Below are 12333 nucleotides of genomic sequence, written 5' to 3'. Positions count from 1 at the left end.
GCCAACAGCCAATTCATCTTAAAATAATCTGTATCTCTATATAAATATTTCAATAAACGAACCGTTAGACAACATAACCAAGAAAATATAAAGTGTTCCAGCCATGCAAATCATCACAGTTATCAAAGTATACTTCTTTGAACATTTCAAAAAAATAATGTATTTGTGATTGATAGCAGAACAAATAATATGAATGTTTATGGAAAAGTGTAATGAAGTTTTTGCCTAATCAAAAAGGTTTTACCTTGATCGAATTGATTGTGGTCATCATCATGCTTGGGATTTTGGCTGCCACTGCACTACCAAAGTTTATTGGATTAGGCACAGAAGCACGCATTGCTTCTGTGCATCAATTAGCAGGTAGTTTACGCTCCACCGCAAATTTAGTTTATGCCAAATGTATGGTCACACCCACTTGCAATATAAATCTTCGCCTTACACACCCCACTATTGACGGAGTTGACTATATGTTGAATTATGGATGGCTAGATGCAGGTGATGTATTAGGTGGTAGGCAAATAGATAGTCACATAAACTATTCAGGGTTTACCGCTTCTCTCCCCAACACGCAAACGACTAGATTTACTATTTCTAATGCTCCAGATCCGGCTAATTGTTATGTGGATTATCGTGACGCCTACGCCCTATCTTCTAACAAACAAATAGCCATAACAACTGTTATTACTGGCTGTTAAGTTAACAAATTGGGTATTAAACACAATCAAAATAGTTTGACCCACTGCTACACACCATTTTCCAGCCAACATAACACCCACACGCACAAAGCCAGTTTGATTTACCAAAGTCCCAGGCTCCATTGATGCAAATAAAACGACAGCGGCAATGCCCCGCTTTCGCGTTACCTCCCAAAAAACCTCGGCCTGCTGCCAGCTGCGCAAACTCAGCGTCCAAGCAATCAGTGATTAGCAAGGCGAACCCAAGGCGGGCTTAATCCCTCCCCCGCCTCTTCAGCAACGAAAAAAGGCTACCCCGAACGGGTAGCCTTTTTTCATTGTTGGTGGAGCAGGCGGGAATCGAACCCGCGTCCGCAAGCCCTCCACAGACAGTTCTACATACTTAGCTGTGTTGTTTAAATTTAACGGTACACCCACCAACGAGCAAGCGAATGTAAAGCGAGTTACCTTAGTTTTAACACAATATTAAGTAACCCAATAAAGTGCGATTTCCTCTATATGACGTTGCTTGCTAGTTTCCTAGCCTGGGCGAGGAAAGCCCCAGAGCAACGTTTAGCGGCCTAAGCTGCTAAAGAGTAAGTTTCGTCGTTTGCGACTATACTTTTTCCAGATGGATTAACGAGGAAACCTGAAACCCTCGGTATGCCCTGCATGCTTTGTAACCCACGTCGAAACCTAGTCAGCCCCAGTGTGTTGCAATTGCATTTACTCATCAATACGTCCATATTTAACGTATCTAATCCCTATATTATACGCTTAATTTTGCAACAGTTTTTTTTATTAGAATCTTATGCTGTTTAGCCCTAAAATATGAAGCATGACTACACCATACGACTCTGCCATAAAAAACCATCCTAAGCTTTGGTTAGATGCTCTGCCTAAGTTAACGGCAGAAAGTAATAAATATACACGTGGTTTTACAACGATTGTTGGCGGTTATCCGATGACAGGTGCGGCAAAATTATCTGCATTAGCCGCTGCGCGTATTGGAAGCGGGCTGACTACGATACTGGTTCCGCAAGTGGCTTTTACCATTTATGCCAATACTTTGACTAGTATTATGGTAAAGCCGTTTGATGATGCTAGGACATTTAATCAGCTGATTGAAGATCAACGCATATCGAGCTTTTTAATTGGGCCTGGCGCAGGTGTAAATGATGAAACACGCGCGCATACACTACAATTATTGGCGACCAATCGGCCTGTAGTGCTCGATGCAGATGCGATTACCGCATTTCGTGGCAATAGCGCTTTACTCATCAAGAATTTACATGCTGACTGCGTAATCACACCACATGAAGGTGAGTTTAAGCGTTTATTTGCATTAACAGAGAATCGTGTACTCAGCGCGCAACAAGCAGTTGTAGATTGTGGTGCAGTTGTGGTGTTAAAAGGCCATAAAACAGTGATTGCAGCGCCCGATGGGCGGACTATCATTAACGAAAATGCACCACCAACGCTAGCCACGGGCGGATCTGGGGATGTGTTGGCTGGCATGATAGTAGGGTTAATGGCACAAGGTATGTTGTCATTTGATGCGGCGTGTGCGGCGGTGTGGATGCATGCACAAGCGGCAACGTTGTTTGGATTGGGTTTAATTGCAGAAGATTTACCAAGCTTACTACCGCAAGTGCTAACAACTCTACATCAACAATAAAGCATTATTTATTATGCGCTCGCATGATGCGCGCTTTGTCACGTTCCCAATCTTTTTGCTTAATCGACTCACGTTTATCGTGCTGTTTTTTTCCTTTGCCTAAGCCAATTTGCACTTTAATGCGGCCTTTGCTGTAATGCATATCCAATGGGATTAGGGTATAACCTGCCCGCTCGACTTTGCCTATTAATTTGGCAATTTCTTCATTATGCAACAATAGCTTACGCGTTCTAATAGCGTCTGGACGCACGTGTGTGGATGCCATACCTAATGGCGTAATATGACAGCCGATTAAGAAAATTTCACCGCGCATAATCACCACATAAGCTTCTTTAATATTCACTCGGTGATCGCGAATTGCCTTGACTTCCCAGCCTTCTAGGACAATACCTGCTTCGTATTTTTCTTCGATAAAATAATCAAAAAATGCTTTTTTATTTTGGGCAATGCTCATGTGTTAACACTAAATAGCTTAAAATAAGTATTTTACGCTAGTTTAAATAGAACGCTTTAATGAATAAGGTAGAAAAAACAGTTTTAGTGATGCACTCGGCACAAGAAATGTTCAATTTGGTTGATCGTGTCGAGGATTATCCACAGTTTTTACCATGGTGTGGTGGCATTGATTTGCATGAGCGCACCGATGTAAGGACAAGCGCTACCTTACATATTAATTATCACGGGATTAAACAAAACTTTACGACGATTAACAGCAAAGTGTTTCCCATCAGCATGGATATTGCGTTAAAAGATGGTCCGTTCAAACATTTAGAAGGTGATTGGCGCTTTATTGAATTAAGAGAAAACGCCTGTAAAATTCAATTTAGACTCAATTATGAGTTTGCCAATGGTTTTCTTGAAAAATTAATATCACCCGTGTTTAATCACATTGCAACCACTTTTGTTGATAGTTTTGTGACACGTGCAGATAATATATACCCCGCTAATAAGGATTAACCTTTGCCAAAAAACGACCATATTACCGTAGAAGTTGCTTATGCTTTACCACACCAGCAGCTCATTATTCCTGTGCAGGTTGCTTCAGATATCACTGCTGAAGAAGCCATTAAGGTATCTGGCATTATGACCAAATTCCCCGAAATTGATTTAACTGTTAATCAGGTTGGTATTTTTGGTAAATTAATCAAGCTTGAGACGCCGTTGCGCCATTTAGACCGTGTAGAAATTTATCGTCCACTGATTGCAGACCCTAAAGAAGTTAGAAAGCAACGCGCTGCCGATGGGAAAGCGATGAAAAAAGGCGGAGGAGACACACCTGCTGAAGCAGAATAACGAGCCGAATTAATTGCAATATTGTCGGATTGCTGCTTGCGCATTTGCTTTGCGCTCATTTAATGCCGCATCATCAAAATACTCTCGCTCACCTTTTTCATTCATCCGAAAAATACGACCACCTTGTGCAAATGTTTGGTAATCCGATTTAGCCGATTGACAATTTGTTGCTCTAATTCTTGCTTGCGCTGCTTTTTCTTCGTTATTCTTCTTCTCTATTTCGGCATTACGGGCACGCAATTGGGCTGCTTCATCCTCGGCTTTTTGCTGCGTTTCAGCATTTTTACCTGGTTTGTTAGTTCCGCCAAGATTACGCGCTTTATCCGCTGGTGATGTTGACTTGCTTCCTTGTTCTCTGGATATTACCTTATCAACTTGCACATCATCTGTTGGTGGCTTATCTGAATAACCTGTCACGCCATTTTTATCTTTCCATTTATAAATTTGTGCGTCCACCAACATCGGCGTGACCAATACAATCATTACACTTAAATGCAGTAATTGTTTTAATTTCATTGCAAACCCTTTTAAGCTATCGCATTCATCTAATTGGCTAGATTACAGCATGCATCGCTATCTTGACAATATAAAAAATAAATTTAGCACGATAAAATAGACGAATAATATGGCAACTTATGCAATGATAATTGATGCGTTTTATCGCCAATTCTGTATAATCGCGTTTTGGAATTAAAGGATTACTCATGCGTTTGCTGCAACAAGCTCTCACTTTTGATGATGTTTTATTAGTTCCCGCGCATTCTATCGTAATGCCGCGCGAAGTTGACCTAAGCACTCAATTCACCCGCAACATCAGATTAAACATTCCGCTGACTTCAGCGGCGATGGATACCGTTACCGAAGCGCCCTTCGCGATTGCTCTAGCGCAAGAAGGCGGTTTAGGTATTATTCATAAAAACATGAAGCCCCTTAAACAAGCAGCGCATGTCTCTCGCGTTAAACGTTTTGAGTCTGGCATTGTGAACGATCCTGTCACCATTCAAAGTCATATGACAGTTCGAGATGTGCTAGAGCTTACGGCATTGCATAAGATTTCTGGTTTGCCTGTGGTTAATAATGAAAAAGTTGTTGGTATTGTAACCAACCGTGATTTGCGTTTTGAAACCAATCTCGATCAACCAATTACCAACATCATGACACCTCGTAGCCGCTTAGTGACCGTTAAAGAAGGTGCGCCACGTGAAGAGGCGATTGAACTGCTACACCGTCACCGTTTAGAGCGTGTATTAGTCATTGATGACAATGACACGCTTAAAGGTTTAATTACTGTCAAAGATATTCAAAAATCGAGTGACCACCCCAACGCCTCTAAAGATGCACAAGGACGTCTACGTGTGGGTGCAGCAGTCGGTGTGGGCGAAGGCACGGAGGAACGTGTAGCGGCATTGGCAGATGCGGGTGTGGATGTACTTGTGGTTGATACTGCACATGGCCACTCGCAAGGTGTACTTGACCGTGTGGCGTGGGTAAAAAAGAATTTTCCACATATTGAAGTCATTGGCGGCAACATTGCGACAGGCGATGCAGCAAAAGCATTGGTTGATGCAGGCGCCGATTGTGTAAAAGTTGGAATCGGCCCTGGTTCAATCTGTACCACGCGTATTGTGGCTGGCGTGGGCGTTCCACAAATTACTGCCATTGCCAACGTAGAAAAAGCGTTACGTGGCACAGGTGTTCCTTTTATTGCCGACGGTGGCATTCGTTTTTCGGGCGATATTTCAAAAGCTATTGCTGCAGGGGCTTACAGTGTCATGTTGGGTGGGATGTTCGCTGGTACAGAAGAAGCACCAGGTGAAGTTGAGTTGTTCCAAGGACGCTCTTATAAATCTTATCGCGGCATGGGTTCAATTGGTGCAATGAAAAAAGGCTCTAGCGATCGCTATTTCCAAGATAATAATGGCAATGCAGATAAACTGGTTCCTGAAGGCATTGAAGGCCGCGTGCCTTATAAAGGCAGTGTGATTGCTGTCATTCACCAATTAATGGGCGGCTTGCGTGCATCTATGGGTTATGTTGGCGCAAAAAATATCACCGAAATGCGTGAAAAAGCTGAGTTTGTACAAATCACTAGCGCAGGCATGCAAGAGTCGCATGTGCATGATGTGCAGATTACTAAAGAAGCGCCTAATTACCGTATTAACTAATTTATAACTTAATATTGGGCAAACAGTTTATGACAGCTGTTTGCCCAAACTTTTATATAGCAGCACGACATAATTACAGCATATGACATCAATAATAGCGCATTCAAAAATTCTTATCCTTGATTTTGGCTCACAAGTTACGCAATTGATTGCACGACGCATACGTGAAGCCAACGTCTATTGCGAGATTCATCCCTGTGATGTTGCAGATGACTTTGTTCGTGATTTTGGCGCAGATGGCATTGTCCTCTCTGGCAGCCATGCCAGTGCCTATGAAGAAGAGACCGACAAAGCGCCGCAAAGCGTATTTGAATTAGGCATACCTGTATTGGGTATTTGCTATGGCATGCAAACTATGGCACAACAGTTGGGTGGCAAAGTAGAAGCTGGGGCCAAACGTGAATTTGGTTATGCGCAAATGCGTGCCCGTGGTCACTCCGCCCTGTTCCGCGACATCCAAGATGAAACCAATGATGAAGGGCATGGTTTATTAGATGTGTGGATGAGTCATGGTGACAAGGTCACCGCTTTACCGCCTGGATTTAAAGTAATTGGCAGTAATGAAACTACCCCGTTTGCTGCGATGGCAGATGAAGAGAGAAAGTTTTATGCGGTGCAATTTCACCCAGAAGTAACGCATACCAAAAAAGGCCAAGCCATACTCGAGCGATTTGTTTTGGAAATTTGTGGAGCGAAACCTGATTGGGTAATGGGCGACTATATTGCAGAAGCCGTAGCAAATATCAAAGCACAAGTTGGCGATGAAGAAGTGATTTTGGGTTTATCGGGTGGCGTTGACTCTAGCGTTGCGGCGGCACTTATTCACCGTGCGATTGGCGACCAGCTCACTTGTGTGTTTGTGGATCATGGCCTATTACGATTAAATGAAGGCGACATGGTCATGGATATGTTTGCCGGTCAACTGCATGCTAAAGTAATTCGTGTTGATGCTGCCGACCAATTTATGAACAAGCTAGCAGGTATCAGTGACCCGGAGGCCAAACGCAAAATCATTGGTGGTGAATTTGTTGAAGTGTTTAAAGCGGAAGCAGCTAAACTCAAAGCCAGTGGTCAAGGCCATAAAGGCGCTACCTTTTTAGCACAAGGCACAATTTACCCCGATGTTATTGAATCTGGTGGTGCAAAAAGCAAAAAAGCAGTGACGATTAAAAGCCACCACAATGTAGGCGGATTACCTGAACAGCTTGGTTTAAAACTACTGGAGCCATTACGCGACTTATTTAAAGACGAAGTGCGTGAGCTTGGTGTTGCGTTAGGTTTGCCGCGTGACATGGTGTATCGCCACCCTTTCCCGGGACCAGGTTTAGGTGTGCGTATCTTAGGTGAAGTGAAGCGTGACTATGCTGTATTGTTGCAACAAGCCGATGCCATTTTTATTGAGGAATTACGCAACACATTCGACAAAGCCACGGGTAAAACTTGGTATGATTTAACCAGCCAAGCATTTACCGTTTTCTTACCAGTCAAATCGGTGGGCGTCATGGGTGATGGTCGCACTTATGATTATGTCGTTGCTTTGCGTGCGGTTGTCACCAGTGACTTTATGACTGCGCACTGGGCTGAGTTGCCATATAGTTTATTAGGCAAAGTATCTAACCGGATTATTAACGAGGTAAGAGGCATCAACCGCGTTGTCTATGATGTTTCGGGCAAGCCGCCTGCGACAATTGAGTGGGAATAATGAGCCGCGGCTTTGTTAAAGAAGATGATTTAGAACACGCAGGGACGGATTTACCAGAACGTCCAGTTAGTCAGCATACCAATTATGTAACACTTATTGGACTGAAACAGTTGGAAGATTCGGCAAAGTTACTTGATAAAGAACGCGCCAGTTTAGTTGATGACAAAGACAATGAAACAGCAAAACAACGATTGGCTGTCATTGATCGTGATTTACGGTACTTATCAATGCGATTACAGCACGCTGTATTAGTAGACCCTACAAAACAAGACAAAAATACGGTATTGTTTGGTGCAACGGTAAAAGTAGAAGATGCAGCAGGTGCAGTGCTGCAATTTCATATTGTTGGTGAAGATGAAGCAGATATTGCACAACAAAAAGTCAGTTATGTTTCTCCCATTGCCAAAGCACTCATTGGCCGCAAAGTGGGTGATAGCGTACGTTGGCAACGTCCTGCTGGCCTTTTAGAGTTAGAAATTATTGACATTAATTACTAGGAAGTAAAATACATGAACGTAACTGAAGCAATTGTAGAACGCCGCTCGATTAAAGCATATGATCCCGATCATAAAATGACTGAACAAGAAATTGAGCAATTAATGTCATTAGCGATGCTATCCCCAACAGCATTTAATATTCAAAACTGGCGATTTGTACTGGTTACTGATCCTGTCTTGCGTCAGCAAATTCGTGCTGTTAGTTGGAATCAGGCACAAGTAGAAGAAGCTTCTTTGTTGATTGTATTAACTGCTGATTTGAACGCTTGGGCAAAACAGCCTGAACGCTATTGGGCAAATGCACCAAAAGCAGTGCAAGACTATCTTGTGCCTGCCATTGGCAATTATTATCAAGGCAATGTACAAGTGCAGCGCGATGAAGGCATGCGCTCTTGCGGCATGGCAGCGATGACGCTTATGCTGGCTGCTAAAGAGATGGGATATGACACGTGCCCAATGGACGGCTTTGATTTTGATGCGGTTAGTCAATTATTGAACTTACCTCAAGATCATATACCAACAATGTTTGTTGTGGTTGGCAAAGCCCTTCAACCAGCTCGCGTTAGAGGCGGCCAATTAGCAATGGATGAGGTTGTTATCCGTAATCAATTTTAAAATGTATTTCAATTTATCGATTTTTAATTCAACCAATTAAAATATTAATCAATTTAGAGAGTTTATGTTAACCGCAAATAATATCACCATGCAATTTGGCTCTAAGCCACTATTTGAAGACGTTTCCGTTAAATTTGGCGATGGTAATCGCTATGGCCTGATTGGCGCTAATGGTTGTGGCAAATCCACTTTTATGAAAATTTTGGCTGGTGAGCTAGAGCCAACCAGTGGCAATATTTCTTTAGATTCCAATGAACGCATGGCGTTTTTGCGTCAAGATCAGTTTGCTTATGAAGATAAGCGTGTATTAGATGTGGTGATGATGGGTCATGAACAAATGTGGGCAGCCATGACCGAACGTGACGCGATCTATGCAAATTTAGAGGCGACTGAAGATGATTATATGAAAGCTGCTGAGCTGGAGGGTGTATTTGCCGAGTATGACGGTTATACAGCTGAAGCGCGTGCTGGCGAACTATTACTTGGTGTTGGCATTCCCATCGAACAACATAATGGCCCAATGAGCGAAGTGGCACCTGGCTGGAAGTTGCGTGTGTTATTAGTACAAGCTTTGTTTGCTAATCCAGATGTGTTGCTACTAGATGAGCCAACCAATAACTTGGACATTAATACTATTCGTTGGCTAGAAGATGTGGTGAATAATCGTGACTGTACCATGGTCATTATTTCGCATGATCGTCACTTTTTAAACCAAGTGTGTACACACACATGTGATATGGATTACGGCAAGATTACTTCTTATCCTGGCAACTATGATGATTATATGGAAGCGAGCATTGCGGCGCGTAACCAACAAGCAAAAGACAATGCCAAAGCCAAACAGCAAATTGCTGATTTACAAGACTTTGTGCGTCGTTTTTCAGCGAATGCATCAAAAGCAAAACAAGCAACCAGTCGCGCCAAACAGATTGATAAAATTAAGGTAGAGGAATTTAAACCTTCTAGCCGTCAGTATCCATTTATTCGTTTTGAATATGATGCAAAAGAAAAGCTGCATCGTAATGCCGTTGAACTCAAAAAACTAGGCCATGGCTTTGACGACAAAGACTTATTTAAAGACTTTGAAGTGATTTTTGAAGCAGGTGAAAAAGTGGCTATTATTGGTGAAAACGGTATTGGAAAAACCACACTATTACGCTGCCTAGCCAATGATTTAGAACCAAAATATGGTGCAGTCAAATGGGCAGAAAAAGCCAATATTGGTTATTTTGCACAAGATCATGAATACGAATTCAATAAGGGTGAAGACTTATTTGAGTGGATGTCACAATGGCGCAAACCAGGTGATGATGACAACGTTGTGCGTAGTATGCTGGGCCGATTGTTGTTTGGTAGCGAAGCAACTAAAAAATCGGTAAAAGTGCTATCCGGTGGCGAAAAAGGCCGTTTGTTATACGGTAAACTCATGCTAGAGCGAACCAACGTATTGCTAATGGACGAGCCAACTAATCACATGGATATGGAATCGATTGAGGCTTTAAATACCGCTTTAGATAAATACAACGGCACCCTTTTCTTTGTCAGTCATGACCGTGAGTTTGTAAGCTCGATTGCAACCCGAATTTTAGAAATCAAACCCGATGGCATTGTCGATTTTACAGGCAACTATGAAGATTACCTTGCTAGCCAAGGCCTAGAATAACTTGGCAATTAAAGCCACCATATTTAAGGCAAGCCTGCAAATTGCAGATATGGATAGGCATTATTATGCTGAACATGCCTTAACGCTCTCGCGTCAAGCGTCAGAAACCGATGAACGCATGATGGTGCGCTTATTAAGCTTTGCGCTAAATGCGAGTGAATATTTGGCATTTGGCGAAGGGATGACGGATGATGAATCGGCAGATTTATGGCAAAAAGACTTAACTGGCGCGATTGAGTTATGGATTGATGTTGGCTTGCCTGATGAAAGGCTAATTCGCAAGGCTTGTGGTAGAGCCAAGCAAGTGATTGTCTACTGTTATGGTGGCAATGCGGCCAATATGTGGTTTGAACAGAATGCAAAACAATTACTGCGCTCAAAGAATCTAACCATTATTAACTTATCTCAACATTGCACGCAAGCGATTGCTCAACTTGCAGAACGTACTATGCAGTTACAATGCAATATTCAAGATGGACAAGTATGGCTAATGAATCATCAAGATAGCGTGCTCATCGAGCAACATATTTTGAAAGGCGATTAGCCTGTTACCGATCACTAAAAAAGCCAAGTTTTTTTTGAATTGGCTTTTTTAAGGTAACTCACGATTCGTTATTGAATAGTGGCTTGCTGTTTTTTTGAAAGTAAATACCCTATCAATAATGCTATGAGCATAGCGGGCAAACCTTCGTAAACCATGTGGTGTAAGTTGGCATAACGCCATAACAAGGCCACCAAAACACCGATCGCCATCACAACAATGGCGATACTTTCCACCATCTGACGATTCAGCGCAAATAAAATTAATATGGGACCAAAGGCAGCCGCCATCACAGACCATGACATGATGACCAAATCAAACACGTTACTGCTCGCATAGAGTGCAATCATCAATGCCAATCCAGTAACCGCCCCTGTTACTAATTTAATCGTCATTTGCCGCTCTGCGCTCTGTGGTAATAAGTCATGCGTGATGACGGCAGAGCAACTCAATACCAACGAATCAGCCGTTGACATCGTTGCAGCAAAAATCCCAGCCAACACGACGCCAACTAATGCTGGTGGCAATAATTGTACTGCCATGGTTGGTAGTGCCAATTCAGGATCCAGCTGATTAAGTGCTGGCAGATGTAGACGCGCTAACATGCCTGCCATTGTTGCTAAAGCATAAAAAAGAATAAAAAAACCATAATAATAAATACGTGCAACATTGATACTGTTAGCGTCATTCAACGCCATAAACCTGACCATAATATGTGGTTGTCCAATCACGCTTAATCCAGCAACCAACCATCCAAGTGAAAATAAAACGATGCCCATTAAGCCAGGGAGCGCTAGACTTTGCGGCGCCAAATCGAAATAGCCAGGGATTGCCTGCCATGCATGAATAACGCTAGCAACACCACCAAACGCCATCACGCCAGACAATACCAAGACCACCATAGCTGCTAGCATCACAACACTTTGCGCTACATCTGTCCATATTGACGCCCGTATACCACCTGCCACACTATAAGAAAGCACCATTAACGCAACCATCCAGGCTCCAATTGTTTTGTTCCAGCCTAAAACCCCTTCCAAAGCTTTGCTGCCAGCGGAAATTTGGGCTGCTGCATAAGCACCTAAGAAAATCAAGATTAACAAGGCTGCAATACGCCGCCACATCAACATATTGCCACCAGTCCATCTTGCTAACACACCAGTATATGAAGCCTCGCCCGTTCTAACTGTTGCTCTATGCAATTGCTGATGGATGAAAAGAGAAGCTAAAAAATCACCCATAATCCAGCCTATCATTAACCAGATGGCCGCTAGTCCTACGGTGTAGGTATAACCGATTACGCCAATAAACATATAACCACTATTATTGGTAGCCACAGCAGAAAGCCCACTCATTAGTGGACTTATTGATTGATCGGCCAAATAATAATCGCTTTTTGTTCCTTTACTTTTGGCAACAGAAGCAAGACCAATAATAAAAAAGATGCCGAGAAAAACAATAAAACTGGCGACCGTTACCATCATGAATATGAGTTGTGGTTATTG

General features: G+C 42.6%; 13 protein-coding genes and 1 other RNA gene. 10 read left to right on the top strand and 4 right to left on the bottom strand.

What is annotated here, in order from left to right; all coding sequences use genetic code 11:
• Window positions 1-212: 212 nt before the first annotated feature.
• Window positions 213-695, top strand: coding sequence for a type II secretion system protein (locus tag KFB94_09210; GenBank protein ID QVL45394.1), 483 nt, complete (start codon window positions 213-215; stop codon window positions 693-695).
• A 321-nt stretch (window positions 696-1016) separates the two neighbouring features.
• On the opposite strand, the gene ssrA is transcribed toward KFB94_09210, so the two are convergent.
• Window positions 1017-1382: a transfer-messenger RNA gene (gene ssrA, locus KFB94_09205) on the bottom strand.
• Window positions 1383-1512: 130 nt separating this feature from the next.
• Here ssrA and KFB94_09200 point away from each other — a divergent pair.
• Window positions 1513-2352, top strand: coding sequence for an NAD(P)H-hydrate dehydratase (locus KFB94_09200; GenBank protein QVL45393.1), 840 nt, complete (start codon window positions 1513-1515; stop codon window positions 2350-2352).
• A 4-nt stretch (window positions 2353-2356) separates the two neighbouring features.
• On the opposite strand, the gene smpB is transcribed toward KFB94_09200, so the two are convergent.
• Window positions 2357-2806: an SsrA-binding protein SmpB gene (smpB, locus tag KFB94_09195; GenBank protein QVL45392.1), complete on the bottom strand. Its 450-nt coding sequence runs from the start codon at window positions 2804-2806 to the stop codon at window positions 2357-2359.
• A 59-nt stretch (window positions 2807-2865) separates the two neighbouring features.
• Here smpB and KFB94_09190 point away from each other — a divergent pair, with 59 nt between their 5' ends.
• Window positions 2866-3309, top strand: a complete 444-nt coding sequence (locus tag KFB94_09190; GenBank protein QVL45391.1) for a type II toxin-antitoxin system RatA family toxin — start codon at window positions 2866-2868, stop codon at window positions 3307-3309.
• Window positions 3310-3312: 3 nt separating this feature from the next.
• On the top strand, window positions 3313-3645 hold the full coding sequence (locus KFB94_09185) for an RnfH family protein (protein ID QVL45390.1): 333 nt from the start codon (window positions 3313-3315) through the stop codon (window positions 3643-3645).
• A gap of 9 nt (window positions 3646-3654) precedes the next feature.
• Here the strand turns inward: KFB94_09185 and KFB94_09180 are convergent, their stop codons facing one another.
• The gene (locus KFB94_09180; GenBank protein QVL45389.1) at window positions 3655-4161 is read right to left on the bottom strand and encodes a DUF4124 domain-containing protein; all 507 of its coding nucleotides are present in this window, start codon (window positions 4159-4161) and stop codon (window positions 3655-3657) included.
• Between the two features lie 188 nt (window positions 4162-4349).
• Here KFB94_09180 and guaB point away from each other — a divergent pair, with 188 nt between their 5' ends.
• From guaB to KFB94_09150, 6 genes are all read left to right on the top strand, one after another.
• The gene (gene guaB / locus KFB94_09175; protein QVL45388.1) at window positions 4350-5810 is read left to right on the top strand and encodes an IMP dehydrogenase; all 1461 of its coding nucleotides are present in this window, start codon (window positions 4350-4352) and stop codon (window positions 5808-5810) included.
• Between the two features lie 82 nt (window positions 5811-5892).
• Window positions 5893-7512, top strand: coding sequence for a glutamine-hydrolyzing GMP synthase (guaA, locus tag KFB94_09170; protein ID QVL45387.1), 1620 nt, complete (start codon window positions 5893-5895; stop codon window positions 7510-7512).
• Window positions 7512-8009 carry a GreA/GreB family elongation factor gene (locus KFB94_09165; GenBank protein ID QVL45386.1) on the top strand — a complete coding sequence of 166 codons (498 nt, stop codon included), beginning with the start codon at window positions 7512-7514 and terminating at the stop codon, window positions 8007-8009. Before guaA ends, KFB94_09165 begins: the two co-directional genes overlap by 1 nt.
• A 12-nt stretch (window positions 8010-8021) precedes the next feature.
• Window positions 8022-8624: a nitroreductase family protein gene (locus KFB94_09160; protein QVL45385.1), complete on the top strand. Its 603-nt coding sequence runs from the start codon at window positions 8022-8024 to the stop codon at window positions 8622-8624.
• 64 nt (window positions 8625-8688) lie between these two features.
• Window positions 8689-10287 (top strand): ABC-F family ATPase, encoded by a 1599-nt coding sequence (locus KFB94_09155; protein QVL45384.1) that lies wholly within the window; start codon window positions 8689-8691, stop codon window positions 10285-10287.
• Window position 10288: 1 nt separating this feature from the next.
• Window positions 10289-10831: a YaeQ family protein gene (locus KFB94_09150; GenBank protein ID QVL45383.1), complete on the top strand. Its 543-nt coding sequence runs from the start codon at window positions 10289-10291 to the stop codon at window positions 10829-10831.
• 68 nt (window positions 10832-10899) lie between these two features.
• On the opposite strand, the gene KFB94_09145 is transcribed toward KFB94_09150, so the two are convergent.
• Window positions 10900-12312: a sodium/proline symporter gene (locus tag KFB94_09145; protein ID QVL45382.1), complete on the bottom strand. Its 1413-nt coding sequence runs from the start codon at window positions 12310-12312 to the stop codon at window positions 10900-10902.
• Between the last annotated feature and the right edge of the window lie 21 nt (window positions 12313-12333).

It is taken from the genome of Methylophilaceae bacterium, from assembly GCA_018398995.1.
Classification (GTDB): Bacteria; Pseudomonadota; Gammaproteobacteria; order Burkholderiales; family Methylophilaceae.
Note: the sequence above shows the minus strand (reverse complement) of the source record. Positions and strands in the feature narration are given on the sequence as shown.

Excerpts from the sequence above, each read along its gene's own strand:
- KFB94_09210 (QVL45394.1), top strand. The coding sequence starts at position 213 with ATGAAGTTTTTGCCTAATCAAAAAGGTTTTACCTTGATCGAATTGATT.
- KFB94_09200 (QVL45393.1), top strand. The coding sequence starts at position 1,513 with ATGACTACACCATACGACTCTGCCATAAAAAACCATCCTAAGCTTTGG.
- smpB (QVL45392.1), bottom strand. The coding sequence starts at position 2,806 with ATGAGCATTGCCCAAAATAAAAAAGCATTTTTTGATTATTTTATCGAA.
- KFB94_09190 (QVL45391.1), top strand. The coding sequence starts at position 2,866 with ATGAATAAGGTAGAAAAAACAGTTTTAGTGATGCACTCGGCACAAGAA.
- KFB94_09180 (QVL45389.1), bottom strand. The coding sequence starts at position 4,161 with ATGAAATTAAAACAATTACTGCATTTAAGTGTAATGATTGTATTGGTC.
- guaB (QVL45388.1), top strand. The coding sequence starts at position 4,350 with ATGCGTTTGCTGCAACAAGCTCTCACTTTTGATGATGTTTTATTAGTT.
- guaA (QVL45387.1), top strand. The coding sequence starts at position 5,893 with ATGACATCAATAATAGCGCATTCAAAAATTCTTATCCTTGATTTTGGC.
- KFB94_09165 (QVL45386.1), top strand. The coding sequence starts at position 7,512 with ATGAGCCGCGGCTTTGTTAAAGAAGATGATTTAGAACACGCAGGGACG.
- KFB94_09160 (QVL45385.1), top strand. The coding sequence starts at position 8,022 with ATGAACGTAACTGAAGCAATTGTAGAACGCCGCTCGATTAAAGCATAT.
- KFB94_09155 (QVL45384.1), top strand. The coding sequence starts at position 8,689 with ATGTTAACCGCAAATAATATCACCATGCAATTTGGCTCTAAGCCACTA.
- KFB94_09145 (QVL45382.1), bottom strand. The coding sequence starts at position 12,312 with ATGATGGTAACGGTCGCCAGTTTTATTGTTTTTCTCGGCATCTTTTTT.